We start from the raw sequence: 16,388 nt of genomic DNA, 5'->3' as shown, positions 1-16,388 counted from the left end.
CACCCAATACATTCTCTTCATCAATTATTCCGGTGTGTGCATACGGTATACTTGCGCACTTCCCCCTGTTAACCGGAGATTTCCATGACCCTGCGCGTGGCGTTTATCGACGATCATGACATTGTGCGTTCGGGCTTCGTGCAGCTGCTGTCGCTGGAAGCCGATATTCAGGTGGTGGGCGAATTCAGCGGTGCGGCGCAGGCGCGCGCCGGCCTGCCGGGGCTGGAGGTGGACGTTTGCATCTGCGACATTTCGATGCCGGACGGCAGCGGGCTGGATCTGTTGGCGGACATTCCCTCCGGCATCCGCGTGGTGATGCTGTCGATGCACGATAACCCGGCGCTGGTGGAAATGGCGCTGGATCGTGGTGCCGGCGGCTTTCTCTCCAAGCGCTGCAAGTCGGAAGATTTGATCACCGCGGTGCGCACCGTCGCCGGCGGCGGCGTTTACCTGATGCCGGAAATCGCGCAGCAGCTGGCGCGGGTGAGGGTCGATCCGTTGACCCGCCGCGAGCGCGAGATCGCGCTGTTGCTGGCGCAGGGCCAGGAGGTGCGCGAGATCGCCGCCGCCTTGGGGCTGTCGCCGAAGACGGTGCATGTGCATCGCGCCAATTTGTTCGCCAAGCTGGGCATCAACAACAACGTCGAGCTGGCCAGACGGATGCTGAACCTGTGACGCAGCGCCTGATCACCCAGCTGGCGCTGTTTTTCATCTACGCCGCCAGCGCGTTTTGCCTGTGGGGCATCGGCACCGCGCTGATCGACCCGCCCTGGCAGGCGCTGCTGCTGTTCCCGTTCGGCCTGCGCATGGGCATTTTGCTGCAGAGCCCGTACCGTTTCTGGCCGGGGATCCTGCTGGCCGATCTGCTGCTGATGGCGCTGCTGGCGGATCAGTTCGGCTACGGCCCGGCGCTGTGGGCGTCGGTGGCGGTGCTGGTGTTGACGGTGCTGCTCAGCCTGCTGGCCTCGCCGTGGCTGTTGCGCCATCAGCAGAGCGACAGCGAATGGCGCTGGCCACTGTTGCAGGGCGCGGTGGTGGGCGCCGCCGCCTTGCTGCAGGCGCTGGTGTGGCAGCTGGTGAGCGGTGAAGGCGCCCGCGCGCTGCTGCTCGGCCTGACCGGCGGTTTCACCATCGCACCGACCTGCCTGCTGTTGTGGCACTATCTGGCGCGCCAAATCTGGGTGCCGCTGGAGCCGGGGCTGATCCACAAGCCGGTGGAGCTGCGTCTGGGCCATCTGGCCAGCTACCTGCTGCTGTTTGCGTTCAGCATCTGGCTGCAGCAGCAGGTGAACGCCGCCGAGCTGCGGCGCTTTGCGCCTTTCTGCCTGGCCATTCCTATCGTGTTCATGTCTTACCGCTACGGCTGGCAGGGCGCGCTGTTGGCGACGCTGCTCAACGGCGTGGCGCTGATGGTCAACGAGCCGCCGCAGCCGGAGTCGCACCGCGATCTGCTGTTGTCGCTGCTGGCCCAAAGCCTGACCGGGCTGCTGCTGGGCGCCGGCATTCAGCGCCAGCGCGAGCTGAATCAGCAGCTGAGGCTGCGGCTGGCGGAGAACCGCCAGTTGGCGCGGGCGCTGGTGACGGCGGAGGAGCAAACCCGGCGCGAAGTGGCGCGCGAGCTGCACGATGAGGTGGGGCAGACCATCACCGTGATTCGCACCCAGGCCAGCATCGTCAAACGCCTGGCGCCGGAGCCGGCGGTGGTCGGCTGCGCCGACACCATCGATGCGTTAGCGCTGCGGGTCTACGACGGGGTGCATGATGTGTTGACCCAGCTGTGGCCGGCGGCGCTGAACAACCTGCCGCTGTCGGCGGCGGTGGCGGCGATGCTGCGGGAGTCGCTGCCGCAGGACGCGTCGCTGGTGAGCAGCCTGCAGTGGCAGGTGCCGGACGAGCTGCTGGATGAAACGCTGAAAATCACGCTGTACCGGGTGTGCCAGGAAGGGGTGACCAATGTGTGCCGCCACGCCGGCGCCAGCCGCCTGGAGCTGGATGCGCGCCTGCAGCCGCGCAAAGGCGCCGCGCCGCAGATCGCCCTGACCATCCGCGACAACGGCGTGGGCTTCGATGCGGAAAACCATCAGCCGGGCTATGGCCTGCGCGGCATGCAGGAGCGCATCAGCGCCCTCGGCGGCAGCCTGCGGTTCACCGCTGAGGGGGGCGCCTGTTTGAGTGTGATCTTGCCCACAGTTTCGCCGGCGCAAACGCAAAACTAGGAAAAACTCCTAACCGCGTCGGGAATCCGGCGTAAGCCTCCCGCGCGCGCGAGGAGCATCATAGCGGCACTTTATTCAATCCTCTGAGGTTCCACATGTGGTCTTTCCTTAAAAGCCGCCCGGACGCGCCGCAGGTCACCGATCAACGGCAGATCGACGCCAGCTACAAATACTGGCGCATCCAGCTGATGTGCACCATGTACATCGGCTACGCCGCGTTTTACTTCACGCGCAAAAGTTTCAACTTCATCATGCCGGCGATGCTGAGCGATCTGGGCCTGACGATGTCCGACGTCGGCATCCTCGGCACGCTGTTCTACATCACCTACGGCTGCTCGAAATTCATTTCCGGCATGATCAGCGATCGCTCCAACCCGCGTTACTTTATGGGGCTGGGCCTGATCATGACCGGGGTGCTGAATATCTTCTTCGGCCTCAGTTCGTCGCTGCTGATGCTGGGCACGCTGTGGATCCTCAACGCCTTCTTCCAGGGCTGGGGCTGGCCGCCGTGCTCCAAAATCCTCACCAGCTGGTATTCGCGCTCCGAGCGCGGTGGCTGGTGGGCGATCTGGAACACCTCGCACAACGTCGGTGGGGCGCTGATCCCGCTGCTGGTGGGCTTTATCTCGCTGCACTTCAGCTGGCGTTACGGCATGATCATTCCCGGCATCATCGGCGTGGTGCTTGGCCTGCTGATGTGCTGGCGCCTGCGCGACAAGCCATCCACCCTGGGGCTGCCGAGCGTCGGCAAATGGCGCAACGACGCCATGGAGCTGGTGCAGGAATCGGAAGGCCAGGGGCTGAGCAACCGCGAGATCATCAAACGCTACGTGCTGACCAACAAGTACATCTGGCTGCTGGCGGTCTCTTACGTGCTGGTGTACATCGTGCGCACCGCGATCAACGATTGGGGCAACCTCTACCTGACGCAGGAAAAGGGCTATTCGCTGATGACCGCCAACTCGGCCATCTCGCTGTTTGAAGTGGGCGGCTTTATCGGTTCGCTGGTGGCCGGTTGGGGTTCCGACAAGTTGTTCCGCGGCAACCGCGGCCCGATGAACCTGATCTTCGCCATCGGTATCTTCCTGTCGGTGGCGGCGCTGTGGCTGATGCCGGGCGTGACCTACCTGCTGCAGGCCTGCTGCTTCTTCGCCATCGGTTTCTTCATCTTCGGCCCGCAGATGCTGATCGGCATGGCGGCGGCGGAGTGCTCGCACAAGGATGCGGCGGGCGCGGCGACCGGTTTTGTCGGCCTGTTCGCCTACCTGGGCGCGGCGCTGTCCGGCTACCCGATCGCGCGGGTGATGGAGATCTGGCACTGGAACGGCTTCTTCGTGGTGATTTCCATCGCCGCCTGCCTGTCGGCGCTGTTCCTGCTGCCGTTCCTGCGCGCGCAGACGCCGGCGCTGAAACCGGCCAAAGCCTGAGCAAAATACGCTGCGCAGCCCCCGGCGCAGCGCATTATGGCGCTTTTATCACCACTTGAAATGCAGGGGCAAAAAAGTGATTGACGCCTATAACCGCCAGCAGTAAGATGCGCCCCGCATCGGCGAGTAGCGCAGCTTGGTAGCGCAACTGGTTTGGGACCAGTGGGTCGGAGGTTCGAATCCTCTCTCGCCGACCACCATTCGAAAAACCTGCTTTTTAAAGCAGGTTTTTTTTCGCCTGCAGTTTATGAGGATGAGCACCTCCGCAGGAGGTTCGAGCCTCGCGAAGCGAGACAACGTTGCTTTAGCAACGGCCCGCAGGGCGCGCATCAAAGATGCGCGTAATCCTCTCTCGCCGACCACCATTCGAAAAACCTGCTTTTTAAAGCAGGTTTTTTTTCGCCCGTCGTTTATGAGGATGAGCACCTCCGCAGGAGGTTCGAGCCTCGCGAAGCGAGACAACGTTGCTCCAGCAACGGCCCGCAGGGCGCGCATCAACGATGCGCGTAATCCTCTCTCGCCGACCACCATTCGAAAAACCTGCTTTTAAAGCAGGTTTTTTTTTCGCCTGTCGTTTATGAGGATGAGCACCTCCGCCGATATGGCCGGTTTGGCTTTATGGCGTGCCTCAATCTGCCGTCCTCGTGAAATATATTTATTCTTTACGCTTAATTAATTCACATTCCTTATTCCCTTTAGGTTCTTATTTCCATATTTAAATAAATTCATGCTTGCCGAATAAAACCCGGTTGATAGCGCTCTTGTTTTCACGCTTTTTTTACCTATAGTCTGAATGGACAACGCGGGATGTGTTATTCCCGCCGCGTGGAAAATACCGTGATTATTTATTAACGTTAATCTTCGTGGATTATTGCGGAATCATTTAGCTCCGGCAATGCGTGGCGTCGATTAACTCTTTTATGTTTATCCTCTCGGAATAAAGGAATCAGTTATGCGCAAATTTAATAAACCGCTGTTGGCGCTGGTGATCGGCAGCACGCTGTGTTCCGCGGCGCAGGCCGCCGCGCCGGGCAAGCCGACCATCGCCTGGGGCAACACCAAGTTCGCCATCGTCGAAGTCGATCAGGCAGCCACCGCTTATAATAATCTGGTGAAGGTAAAAAATGCTGCCGACGTTTCGGTCTCCTGGAATTTATGGAGTGGCGACACCGGTACGACGGCAAAAATTTTATTAAATGGCAAAGAGGCGTGGAGCGGCCCTTCAACCGGCGCTTCCGGCACGGCGAATTTTAAAGTGAATAAAGGCGGCCGTTATCAAATGCAGGTGGCATTGTGCAATGCCGACGGCTGCACCGCCAGCGACGCCACCGAAATTGTGGTGGCCGACACCGACGGCAGCCATTTGGCACCGTTGAAAGAGCCGCTGCTGGAAAAGAATAAACCATATAAACAGAATTCCGGCAAAGTGGTCGGCTCTTATTTCGTCGAGTGGGGCGTTTACGGGCGCAATTTCACCGTCGACAAGATCCCGGCGCAGAACCTGACCCATCTGCTGTACGGCTTTATCCCGATCTGCGGCGGCAACGGCATCAACGACAGCCTGAAAGAGATCGAAGGCAGCTTCCAGGCGTTGCAGCGCTCCTGCCAGGGCCGCGAGGACTTCAAAGTCTCGATCCACGATCCGTTCGCCGCGCTGCAAAAAGCGCAGAAGGGCGTGACCGCCTGGGATGACCCCTACAAGGGCAACTTCGGCCAGCTGATGGCGCTGAAGCAGGCGCATCCTGACCTGAAAATCCTGCCGTCGATCGGCGGCTGGACGCTATCCGACCCGTTCTTCTTTATGGGCGACAAGGTGAAGCGCGATCGCTTCGTCGGCTCGGTGAAAGAGTTTCTGCAGACCTGGAAGTTCTTCGATGGCGTGGATATCGACTGGGAGTTCCCGGGCGGCAATGGCGCCAACCCGAACCTGGGCAGCCCGCAAGACGGGGAGACCTATGTGCTGTTGATGAAGGAGTTGCGGGCGATGCTGGATCAGCTGTCGGCGGAAACCGGCCGCAAGTATGAGCTGACCTCCGCCATCAGCGCCGGCAAGGACAAGATCGACAAGGTGGCTTACAACGTCGCGCAGAACTCGATGGATCACATCTTCCTGATGAGCTACGACTTCTACGGCGCCTTCGATCTGAAAAACCTGGGGCATCAGACCGCGCTGAATGCGCCGGCCTGGAAACCGGACACCGCCTACACCACGGTAAACGGCGTCAATGCGCTGCTGGCGCAGGGCGTCAAGCCGGGCAAGATCGTGGTCGGCACCGCCATGTATGGCCGCGGCTGGACCGGGGTGAACGGCTACCAGAACAACATTCCGTTCACCGGCACCGCCACCGGGCCGGTTAAAGGCACCTGGGAGAACGGCATCGTGGACTACCGCCAAATCGCCAACCAGTTCATGAGCGGCGAGTGGCAGTACACCTACGACGCCACGGCGGAAGCGCCTTACGTGTTCAAACCTTCCACCGGCGATCTGATCACCTTCGACGATGCCCGCTCGGTGCAGGCCAAAGGCAAGTACGTGCTGGATAAGCAGTTGGGCGGCCTGTTCTCCTGGGAGATCGATGCGGACAACGGCGATATTCTCAACAGCATGAACGCCAGCCTGGGCAACAGCGCCGGCGTTCAATAATCGGTTGCAGTGCGTTGCCGGGGGATATCCTTTCGCCCCCGGCTTTTTCGCCGCCGAAAGTTTTTTTACGCCGCACAGATTGTGGGCCTGCCCGGCGCAAAAAGCGCTCATCGGACTCACCCTTTTGGGTAATCCTTCAGCATTTCCTCCTGTCTTTAACGGCGATCACAAAAATAACCGTTCAGATATTCATCATTCAGCAACAAAGTTTTGGCGTTTTTTAACGGAGTTAAAAACCAGTAAGTTTGTGAGGGTCAGACCAATGCGCTGAAAATGTCCGCTTAGCATAAATTTTCATGCTGGAAGTGTTAACAAAAGGTTTTTTTTATGTTTGTTTGCTGTTTCTCACAGTCTGCGTAAATCCCCACTGGTTATATTGACGACACCCCAAACAGTTGGCAACTTGATAGCCTCAGGGGTAAGAGCGAGAGTTGTTTGAGTGAATTCCACGCGCTCAGACGTCCCCGCCGCGATGCGTTCCATCCGGCATTCTCTCCTCGTACACCTTCTGCCTTCGGGCACCGATCGCACAGGCCACGCAATAAAAAATACAGGTCTGGCGGCAATGACACACATCACATCACACAATGGAGCACTAACGATGACACGTTCCTTGGGTAAATCGGGGGTTCTGAAATTCGGCATTGGGCTGATCGCGCTGACCGTGGCGGCCAGCGTACAGGCCAAGACGTTGGTTTACTGTTCTGAAGGTTCCCCGGAAGGGTTCAACCCGCAGCTGTTTACCTCCGGCACCACCTACGACGCCAGCTCGGTACCGATCTACAACCGCCTGGTCGAATTCAAAATCGGCACCACCGAACTGCAGCCGGGCCTGGCTGAGAAGTGGGACGTCAGCGAAGACGGCAAAACCTACACCTTCCACCTGCGCAAAGGTGTGAAGTGGCAGAGCAGCAAAGACTTCAAACCGACGCGCGATTTCAACGCCGACGACGTGGTGTTCTCCTTTGAACGCCAGTTGGATGCGAACAACGCCTATCACAAAGTGTCCGGCGGCAGCTACGAATACTTTGAAGGCATGGACATGCCTAAGCTGATCGCCAAGATTGAAAAAGTGGACGACAACACCGTGCGCTTCGTGCTGAACCGCCCGGAAGCGCCGTTCCTGGCTGACCTGGGCATGGACTTCGCGTCTATCCTGTCCGCCGAATACGCCGACGTGATGATGAAAGCCGGCACGCCGGAGAAGGTCGACCTGAACCCGATCGGCACCGGCCCGTTCCAGCTGCTGCAATACCAGAAAGACTCCAAGATCCTGTACAAGGCATTCGACGGTTTCTGGGGCACCAAGCCGAAGATCGATCGCCTGGTGTTCTCCATCACGCCTGACGCCTCCGTGCGCTACGCCAAACTGCAGAAAAACGAATGTCAGGTGATGCCGTACCCGAACCCGGCCGATATCGCCCGCATGAAGCAAGACAAGTCCATCAACCTGATGGAACAGCCGGGCCTGAACGTGGGCTACCTGTCGTTCAACGTCGAGAAAAAACCGCTGGATAACCTGAAGGTGCGTCAGGCGTTGACCATGGCGGTCAACAAGCAGGCGATCATCGACGCGGTTTATCAGGGCGCGGGCCAGGCGGCCAAGAACCTGATCCCGCCGACCATGTGGGGCTATAACGACGCGGTGCAGGATTACGCTTACGATCCGGCCAAGGCGAAAGAGCTGCTGAAAGAAGCGGGCATGGCCGACGGTTTCAGCATCGACCTGTGGGCGATGCCGGTACAGCGTCCTTACAACCCGAACGCGCGCCGCATGGCGGAAATGATCCAGGCCGACTGGGCCAAGATCGGCGTGAAAGCCAAAATCGTGACCTATGAGTGGGGTGAATACCTCAAGCGCGCCAAAGCGGGCGAGCACCAGACGGTGATGATGGGCTGGACCGGCGACAACGGGGATCCGGACAACTTCTTCGCCACGCTGTTCAGCTGCGCGGCGGCGAAAGACGGCTCCAACTACTCCCGCTGGTGCTACAAGCCGTTTGAAGATCTGATTCAACCGGCGCGCGCCGAATCCAACCACGACAAGCGCATCGAACTGTACAAGCAGGCGCAGGTGGTGATGCACGATCAGGCTCCGGCGCTGATTGTCGCACACTCCACCGTGTACGAGCCTGTACGTAAGGAAGTGAAAGGCTACGTCGTGGATCCGCTCGGTAAGCATCACTTCGAGAATGTCTCTGTAGACTGATTTCGACCGCTTTACCGGAGACGCACGAATGGACTTGCAGGGGCGCAACAGGTTTGCGCCCCTGCTGACCAGTCTCCGGCGTATGGCCGTCGAATCGTTCAAAGGCATGTGAGCGTTAATAAGCCTGGCGGACGATGAGCTGCCGGGCATTGATACAGAGAGTTCGGGATATGTTGCAGTTCATACTCCGACGTTTGGGGTTAGTTATCCCAACGTTTATCGGCATTACATTGCTGACTTTTGCATTCGTCCATATGATCCCCGGCGACCCGGTGACCATCATGGCCGGGGAACGCGGTATCTCCGCCGAGCGCCACGCGCAGCTGATGGCGGAAATGGGGCTGGACAAGCCGCTCTATCAACAATATTTCTCCTACGTGTCCAACGTGCTGCAAGGCGATCTGGGCACCTCCCTCAAAAGCCGCATCTCCGTCTGGAGCGAGTTCGTTCCGCGCTTTCAGGCCACGCTGGAACTGGGCATTTGCGCGATGATCTTCGCGGTGCTGGTAGGCATCTCGGTCGGAGTGCTGGCGGCGGTCAAACGCGGCTCGGTCTTTGACCATACCGCGGTGGGCATCTCGCTGACCGGCTATTCGATGCCGATTTTCTGGTGGGGCATGATGCTGATCATGCTGGTGTCGGTGCAGCTTAACCTGACGCCGGTGTCGGGGCGCATCAGCGACACGGTCTTCCTCGACGACAGCCAGCCGCTGACCGGCTTCATGCTGATAGACACCCTGATCTGGGGCGAGCCGGGCGACTTCGTCGACGCGGTGATGCACATGATCCTGCCGGCCATCGTGCTGGGCACCATCCCGCTGGCGGTGATCGTGCGCATGACCCGTTCCTCGATGCTGGAGGTGTTGGGCGAAGACTACATCCGCACCGCGCGCGCCAAGGGCGTGAGCCGCATGCGGGTGATCGTTGTTCACGCGCTGCGCAACGCGCTGCTGCCGGTGGTGACGGTGATCGGGCTGCAGGTCGGCACCATGCTGGCCGGCGCCATTCTGACCGAAACCATCTTCTCCTGGCCGGGGCTGGGCCGCTGGCTGATCGACGCGCTGCAGCGCCGCGACTACCCGGTGGTGCAGGGCGGGGTGTTGCTGGTCGCCTGTATGATCATTCTGGTTAACCTGCTGGTAGACGTGCTCTACGGCGTGGTCAACCCGCGTATTCGCCACAAGAAATAAGGGGCGCTCTCATGTCTCAAATCACTGAGTCTGCAGTTAAAGGTGCGCCGAAGCCGATGACCCCGTTTCAGGAGTTCTGGCACTATTTCAAGCGCAATAAAGGGGCCGTGGTCGGCCTGGTGTATATCGTTCTGATGCTGGTGATCGCGCTCGGCGCCGGCGTGCTGGCGCCGCATGCGCCGGCGGACCAGTTCCGCGACGCGCTGCTCAAGCCGCCGGTGTGGCAAGAGGGCGGCAGCTGGCAATATATCCTCGGCACCGACGACGTGGGCCGCGACGTGCTGTCGCGCCTGATGTACGGTGCGCGCCTGTCGCTGCTGGTCGGCTGCCTGGTGGTGGTGCTGTCGCTGATCATGGGCGTGATATTCGGCCTGCTGGCCGGTTACTTCGGCGGCGTGGTGGACGCGATTATCATGCGCGTCGTCGACATCATGCTGGCCCTGCCGAGCCTGCTGCTGGCGCTGGTGCTGGTGGCGGTATTCGGGCCGTCGATCGTCAACGCCTCGCTGGCGCTGACCTTCGTCGCCCTACCGCACTATGTGCGTCTGACGCGCGCAGCGGTGCTGGTGGAGGTGAACCGCGACTACGTCACCGCTTCGCGGGTGGCGGGCGCCGGCGCGCTGCGCCAGATGTTCGTCAATATTCTGCCTAACTGCCTGGCGCCTTTGATCGTGCAGGCTTCTCTCGGTTTCTCGAACGCCATTCTGGACATGGCCGCTCTCGGCTTTCTGGGCATGGGCGCGCAGCCGCCGACGCCGGAGTGGGGCACCATGCTCTCCGACGTGCTGCAGTTCGCGCAAAGCGCCTGGTGGGTGGTGACCTTCCCCGGCGTGGCGATCCTGCTGACGGTGCTGGCATTCAACCTGATGGGGGACGGTTTGCGTGACGCTCTCGACCCCAAACTCAAGCAGTAACAGAGGACGAGAGAGATGGCGTTATTGAATGTAGACAAGCTTTCGGTGCACTTCGGTGACGAAGGCACCCCGTTCCGCGCGGTAGACCGCATCAGTTACAGCGTGGAGCAAGGTCAGGTGGTCGGCATCGTCGGTGAATCCGGCTCCGGCAAATCCGTCAGCTCGCTGGCGATCATGGGCCTGATCGATTTCCCCGGCAAGGTGATGGCCGACAAGCTGGAGTTCAACGGCCAGGATCTGCGCAAGATCTCCGAAAAAGAGCGCCGCCAGCTGGTGGGCTCCGAAGTGGCGATGATCTTCCAGGATCCGATGACCAGCCTGAACCCGTGCTATACCGTCGGTTATCAGATCATGGAGGCGCTGAAGGTGCACCAGGGCGGCAACCGCCGCACTCGCCGCCAGCGCGCTATCGACCTGCTGACCCAGGTGGGCATTCCCGATCCGGCCTCGCGGCTGGACGTATACCCGCACCAGCTTTCCGGCGGCATGAGCCAGCGCGTGATGATCGCCATGGCCATCGCCTGTCGGCCGAAGCTGCTGATCGCCGATGAGCCGACGACCGCGCTCGACGTGACCATCCAGGCGCAGATCATCGAACTGCTGCTGGACCTGCAGCAGCGCGAAAACATGGCGCTGCTGCTGATCACCCACGATTTGGCGCTGGTGGCGGAAGCCGCGCACCACATCATCGTGATGTACGCCGGCCAGGTGGTGGAATCCGGCAAGGCGGCGGAGATTTTCCGCGCCCCGCGCCACCCCTATACCCAGGCGCTGCTGCGCGCGCTGCCGGAGTTCGCCGCCGACAAGGCGCGGCTGGCTTCGCTGCCGGGCGTGGTGCCGGGCAAATACGATCGCCCGACCGGCTGCCTGCTCAACCCGCGTTGTCCCTACGCCAACGAGCGCTGCCGCAACGAGGAGCCGGAACTGCGCAGCATTCCCGGCCGTCAGGTTAAATGTCACACACCGCTGGATGATGCGGGGAGGCCGACCGTATGAGCCAGAATCAACCTTTACTGCAGGCGATTGACCTGAAGAAGCATTACCCGGTGAAAAAGGGCCTGTTCGCGCCGGAGCGGCTGGTCAAGGCGCTGGACGGCGTCTCCTTCACCCTGGAGCGCGGCAAAACGCTGGCGGTGGTCGGTGAGTCGGGCTGCGGCAAATCGACGCTCGGCCGCCTGCTGACGATGATCGAAGTGCCGACCGGCGGCGAGCTGTACTATCAGGGGCAAGATCTGCTGAAGCCGGACGCCTCTGCCGAGAAGCTGCGGCGCCAGAAGATCCAAATCGTGTTCCAGAATCCTTACGGATCGCTCAACCCGCGCAAGAAGGTCGGGCAGATCCTCGAGGAGCCGCTGTTGATCAATACCTCGCTCAGCGCCGCCGAACGGCGGGAAAAAGCGCTGGAGATGATGGCGAAGGTCGGCCTGAAGACCGAGCATTACGACCGCTATCCGCACATGTTTTCCGGCGGCCAGCGTCAGCGTATCGCCATCGCCCGCGGGCTGATGCTGAACCCGGACGTGGTGATCGCCGATGAGCCGGTGTCGGCGCTGGACGTGTCGGTGCGCGCTCAGGTGCTGAACCTGATGATGGATCTGCAGCAGGATCTGGGGCTGTCCTATGTGTTCATCTCGCACGATCTGTCGGTGGTGGAGCACATCGCCGACGAGGTGATGGTGATGTACCTCGGCCGCTGCGTGGAAAAGGGCAGCAAAGAGGCGATCTTCAACAATCCGCGCCATCCGTACACTCAGGCGCTGCTGTCGGCGACGCCGCGATTGAATCCGGATATGCGCCGCGAGCGCATCAAGCTGACCGGCGAGCTGCCCAGCCCGATGAATCCGCCGCCGGGCTGTGCGTTCAATGCCCGCTGCCGCCGCGCCTTCGGCACCTGCGTTCAGCTGCAGCCGCAGCTCAAACAGTACGGTGAGCAGATGGTGGCCTGCTTTGCGGTCGATCAGGACGAACATCCGGGGGCGTGAAGCGCCGGATTTTCCTGTCTAAACCAAACGCCGGCACAGCGCCGGCGTTTTTTATTATTCAATCAAAGGGTTGGTCAGTAGACGATCGTGACAACCCGTCTTTTAAATTATGCTCTTAACATAATTCTGAAAAACGTTATATTTTTAAGAATCTTCGCATGATAATAGTAATCGAATAATAGAATTCAACGGGTTGCTGTTAATAAGTTTATTTCGGCCGATAGCGTTCGCCATTTTTATTATAAAAACCCAATAAAAAAGCACGCCGGCGGCGTGCTTTGGGTGAATGAGGCCGCGCTTATTGCGGATAAGGCACCCAGTCGCCGCCGTTCAGGCGAATGTAGGGCTTGCCCTGATACAGCATCACGACGGCGTTGTCGTTTTCGGAGATGACCGGGGTCTGCGGCAGCCCCTGGGTCAGCGCCTGCCAGTCGACGCTGGGTTCGCTGAAGACCTTGCCGTCCACCAGACGCGACACCAGTTCAGACAGCGCCAGATAGCTGCTCGGCGTTTTGATCTGCAGCGGGCTGCCCTGATGCGGCGCCTTCATGCCCACCAGTTTGATGCCGACCGGCGTATGAGTGATATTCGGGCTGGGAATGTCGCGCAGGCCGGACATCTGCATCTTGTCGCCCACCAACGCCGCGCCGTGTTCTGGCACGATCACCACCACCACTTTGCGGCCGGATTTCTCCAACTGATCGAGGAAGGTGTTCAGCTGATCGAACAGCTTCTGCGCGCGCGGCGGGTAGTCGGCGCTCTTGTTGGAGCCGACGAAGCGGTTGCCGTCGTGCAGCGGGATGACGTTGAAGAAGGTGGCGGTGCGGCCGTCACCGCCTTTTTGCTGCTGATCCAGCCAACGGGTCAGCAATTCGAGATCGTTATAAATCGGCTCGCCGTCGAACGACGTCAGCTCGTTGCCGATGCCGGCCTGCGACATCAGCGGCGCCTGCATGTCGCCCTGTTCACGCAGCTCTTTCAGGAAGTTGCCGAACACCCCGGAGTGATCGAGCATCAGCTGTTCCTTGAAGCCGAGCTTCGCCAGGTTGTCGAACAGGTAACATTGCTGGTTCACCGGCTGATACAGATCGCGATGCGAAAGCTGGCCGCAGCTGGCGCGCAGCAAACGGATGGCCGCCGGGCCGCTGTAGGCGGTGGCCGAGTTGAAGTTGTCGAACATGATGTCCATCTTCGACCACAGCGGGTGATTTTGCAGGTTGACCGCGTCCATATCGGCCCAGGCCAGCGAACAGATGTTGATCACCAGCAGATCGAACGGCTGGGCATCGGCGGGCAAGCTGGCCGGGAACGCGGTGGTGCGGCCTTTTTCTCGCTCGTAGAACTGGTTCAGGTAGGCCGTCAGGTTGGCGCTGGTCGGCGGCAGGCTGTCTGCCGGCGCAGCATCCCCCGCCGCCGGCGCAGACGTGGCCGGCGTATTGGCGCCGCCGGCCGCGGCCGTGGAGGTCGCGGGCAGCAGCGAGACTGCCGGCCCGGCGATGTTGACAATATTGAGCCACACCAGCGCCGCCACGGTGAACACCGTGACGCGCACCCATTGCGCGACGAACAGGTAGGCGATAAACAGCACGAAGGCCGCGCCGATCATTTGCCAGTTGATAAAGCGGCCGATCAGCTCCAGCAGGTACTGGGCGCTGAAGCCGGCCAGCTGCGAACCCTGGCTGAGAATGCTGTTGATGCCCGGCAGCCAGGTGTCGTGGTAGAACAACGCGATGCCGATCGGGATGGCGAGGTAATGGCGCCAGCGATGCAGGCGCTGAGACGGGATCGGCATCAGCAGAAACGCCATGAACACCAGGTTCGGCAGCGCGTGGAAGTTCAGGTAGCCGAACCACAGCAGGGCGAATTTGGCCAGAAAGTAGAGGTTCCAGCCGCCCAGTCCGCGCCAGTAGCGCCATAGAGCGTTATCGGATTGCGTCTTCGAGTTTGGATTCATGGCTGCTTCTTACGTTTAATCTGAGATGAGGAGCCTGTGCGCACCCACAAACCGGCGGATTTCAAATAGCGCGGCGATAACAACAGGTTTTGCCAGTATTGACGCAAATGCGGAAAACGCCGGTGAAAGGCGTAGCCCAGCGGGATGAAGATCAGCGCGCACAGCAGGATCAGTTGCACGATGTCGTTAAGGTTCAGCATGCGGTTCCTCCTGCGGGCCGAGCGTCAGCGTGAAGGCGACCGGCTGCCGCCGTTCTGCGGGCGCCTCGGCCGCCGTCTCGCGGGGGCGCGGCGCGGCGCCGGCGGTGCCGGTGGCCGAAATCTGCCAGCGCCCCTGGGCCATACGTTTGATTTCCGAAATGATATCGACGTCCTGATGCCACACCACCCGGTTGCTGAAGGCTTCATCCACCGGCAGGCGGAAGATGAACCTCAGCGCGGTATCCAGATCGTTGATGCGGCAGGTGGAGAGAAACAGCACCAGCCGCCCCTGCACCACGGTCATCACGTCGCCGAAGCGCCGCAGGTGGCACAGGGTCATCGCCTGTTCGGCGCGCAGGCCGGTGGCCGGCCGCAGCGCCACCATCACGCCTTTGCCGTCCTCGGGCAGCAGCGTGTTACCCATCAGCGAAAGCACCGCCTGGCTGAACGGTTCCGGCCGCATATAGCCTTTGAGCTGCAGCGGGCGCAAGCCGGCCAGCAGCGCATCGATGTCGGCGGGCACATGGCGCGAGAAGCGCTGCCCCTGGATGCCCTCGAGCATGGTCAGAAAACGCGACAGCGGCGCGACGTGCGGCACGATCAGGTTGGCGCCGCAGGCCAGCAGCAGCCGCTCGTCGCTGTAGCGCAGGCTGGCACTCATCTCGCGCACCGCGATTTTCAGGCCGTTGCCGCGGCTGCGGCGCAGGGTGTGGATCTGGTGCGCCAGGTGATCGATTTGGTCGCTTTGGTACAGCGCGAAAATCAACGTCGCCGAGAGTCTCAGCATGCCGTGCTGCGCCAGTTCGTCGTTGCTCTCCAGCAGCTGCCAGTTGGCGGACAGCGGCGGCGCGCCTTCCAGGATGCTGCGCTCGGCCAGATACAGGCCTTCATCGCTGCGCAAGGCGGTGGGGGAGGGTTGGCTGTTTTCATCCTCACCCTGCCAGCCGCCTTCCGCGGCGTACAGCGTCAGCAGCTGATTGGCGTTGATGCCGTTTTCGGTGCTCCACCAGTTCACCAGATATTGCGCGCTGTCCTGTTGCCATTGCAGGCTGGACAGGCCGTTCAGGATGCGATGCTGCGCGCTGAGCTGCCCTTTGAGCTTATTGATGCCGCCGCCGTGGCTGAGGATCAACAGCGTGCAGCCCTGCCGCCGCAGCCAGGCGGCGAGGGCGCGCGTCCACTCGCGCAGCTCTTCGGTGGTGAAGGTTTGCCACAGGCTGGCGTGGGCCAGCAGGATAAGTAAGCGATTTTGCGGCCGCAGGGCGCGCATCAGATCGTCGCTCAACTGCGTCAGCGCGGCTTTTTTCTCCGGTAATTGATACAGCGGCAGCTTCTGCAAAGCAGGCGAAGCCAGCTCGGCCAACAGGCGATCGGGTTTGTCGCCGCTGCAGATCAGGGCGACTTTGCGGGTGGCCGGCTGGGCGGCAATGACCTGGCGACACAGCAGCGCGGCGTCGCTTTGCCTGTCGATATTGATCCAATAAAGCCCGGGGGCCTGCATCACCGACAGCTCTTCCCAAATCTGCCGAATGCCTAGAGAAAAAGAGTGCGCCATAGGATGTGTTCTACTTTCGTTGAAAGCCGACTAAAGGCGTTTATATATAAAGATAGCCATTTTTACTCTGGCAATAACAAATCTCCTACGCTCTGCA

The 16,388-nt window shown here is 60.7% G+C and carries 12 protein-coding genes, 1 tRNA gene and 2 other RNA genes; 12 read left to right on the top strand and 3 right to left on the bottom strand.

Translation table 11 applies throughout. The features are described 5' to 3' along the window. The first annotated feature begins 84 nt into the window (after positions 1 to 84). From uhpA to dppF, 12 genes are all read left to right on the top strand, one after another. Entirely contained in the window at positions 85 to 675 is a 591-nt protein-coding gene (gene uhpA, locus ABTW55_RS09900; RefSeq protein ID WP_060423446.1) for a transcriptional regulator UhpA, read from the top strand. Beyond that, positions 672 to 2,216 (top strand): signal transduction histidine-protein kinase/phosphatase UhpB, encoded by a 1,545-nt coding sequence (gene uhpB / locus ABTW55_RS09895; protein ID WP_033653994.1) that lies wholly within the window; start codon positions 672 to 674, stop codon positions 2,214 to 2,216. Before uhpA ends, uhpB begins: the two co-directional genes overlap by 4 nt. Positions 2,217 to 2,311: 95 nt before the next feature. After that, positions 2,312 to 3,643, top strand: coding sequence for an MFS transporter (locus tag ABTW55_RS09890; RefSeq protein WP_041037243.1), 1,332 nt, complete (start codon positions 2,312 to 2,314; stop codon positions 3,641 to 3,643). A 120-nt stretch (positions 3,644 to 3,763) separates the two neighbouring features. Then, positions 3,764 to 3,840, top strand: a tRNA-Pro gene (locus ABTW55_RS09885). A gap of 36 nt (positions 3,841 to 3,876) precedes the next feature. Beyond that, a non-coding RNA gene (locus tag ABTW55_RS09880) (RtT sRNA) lies at positions 3,877 to 4,005 on the top strand. A 36-nt stretch (positions 4,006 to 4,041) separates the two neighbouring features. Beyond that, positions 4,042 to 4,170, top strand: a non-coding RNA gene (locus ABTW55_RS09875) — RtT sRNA. 425 nt (positions 4,171 to 4,595) lie between these two features. Beyond that, positions 4,596 to 6,287, top strand: a complete 1,692-nt coding sequence (locus ABTW55_RS09870; RefSeq protein ID WP_060423443.1) for a glycosyl hydrolase family 18 protein — start codon at positions 4,596 to 4,598, stop codon at positions 6,285 to 6,287. A gap of 601 nt (positions 6,288 to 6,888) precedes the next feature. Next, the gene (gene dppA / locus ABTW55_RS09865; protein WP_019452584.1) at positions 6,889 to 8,496 is read left to right on the top strand and encodes a dipeptide ABC transporter periplasmic-binding protein DppA; all 1,608 of its coding nucleotides are present in this window, start codon (positions 6,889 to 6,891) and stop codon (positions 8,494 to 8,496) included. A gap of 170 nt (positions 8,497 to 8,666) precedes the next feature. Beyond that, positions 8,667 to 9,686 carry a dipeptide ABC transporter permease DppB gene (gene dppB / locus ABTW55_RS09860; protein ID WP_319864525.1) on the top strand — a complete coding sequence of 340 codons (1,020 nt, stop codon included), beginning with the start codon at positions 8,667 to 8,669 and terminating at the stop codon, positions 9,684 to 9,686. Between the two features lie 11 nt (positions 9,687 to 9,697). Beyond that, the gene (gene dppC, locus ABTW55_RS09855) at positions 9,698 to 10,600 is read left to right on the top strand and encodes a dipeptide ABC transporter permease DppC (protein ID WP_025304838.1); all 903 of its coding nucleotides are present in this window, start codon (positions 9,698 to 9,700) and stop codon (positions 10,598 to 10,600) included. A 15-nt stretch (positions 10,601 to 10,615) separates the two neighbouring features. After that, positions 10,616 to 11,596 (top strand): dipeptide ABC transporter ATP-binding protein, encoded by a 981-nt coding sequence (dppD, locus tag ABTW55_RS09850; protein ID WP_004934132.1) that lies wholly within the window; start codon positions 10,616 to 10,618, stop codon positions 11,594 to 11,596. Further along, positions 11,593 to 12,582, top strand: a complete 990-nt coding sequence (gene dppF / locus ABTW55_RS09845) for a dipeptide ABC transporter ATP-binding subunit DppF (RefSeq protein ID WP_033636613.1) — start codon at positions 11,593 to 11,595, stop codon at positions 12,580 to 12,582. Before dppD ends, dppF begins: the two co-directional genes overlap by 4 nt. A 298-nt stretch (positions 12,583 to 12,880) precedes the next feature. On the opposite strand, the gene bcsG is transcribed toward dppF, so the two are convergent. Genes bcsG through bcsE form a run of 3 tightly spaced genes read right to left on the bottom strand, consistent with a single transcriptional unit; the run spans position 12,881 to position 16,291 of the window. Then, positions 12,881 to 14,536 carry a cellulose biosynthesis protein BcsG gene (gene bcsG / locus ABTW55_RS09840; RefSeq protein WP_041037239.1) on the bottom strand — a complete coding sequence of 552 codons (1,656 nt, stop codon included), beginning with the start codon at positions 14,534 to 14,536 and terminating at the stop codon, positions 12,881 to 12,883. Further along, positions 14,533 to 14,736, bottom strand: a complete 204-nt coding sequence (bcsF, locus tag ABTW55_RS09835; protein WP_004934139.1) for a cellulose biosynthesis protein BcsF — start codon at positions 14,734 to 14,736, stop codon at positions 14,533 to 14,535. The genes bcsG and bcsF overlap by 4 nt, the downstream gene beginning before the upstream one ends. Continuing rightward, positions 14,723 to 16,291: a cellulose biosynthesis protein BcsE gene (gene bcsE, locus ABTW55_RS09830; protein ID WP_033649882.1), complete on the bottom strand. Its 1,569-nt coding sequence runs from the start codon at positions 16,289 to 16,291 to the stop codon at positions 14,723 to 14,725. The genes bcsF and bcsE overlap by 14 nt, the downstream gene beginning before the upstream one ends. Between the last annotated feature and the right edge of the window lie 97 nt (positions 16,292 to 16,388).

Source organism: Serratia sp. SM04, assembly GCF_040280225.1.
In the GTDB taxonomy this organism is placed as follows: domain Bacteria; phylum Pseudomonadota; class Gammaproteobacteria; order Enterobacterales; family Enterobacteriaceae; genus Serratia; species Serratia sarumanii.
This window is presented reverse-complemented; position numbering and strand designations above follow the sequence as displayed.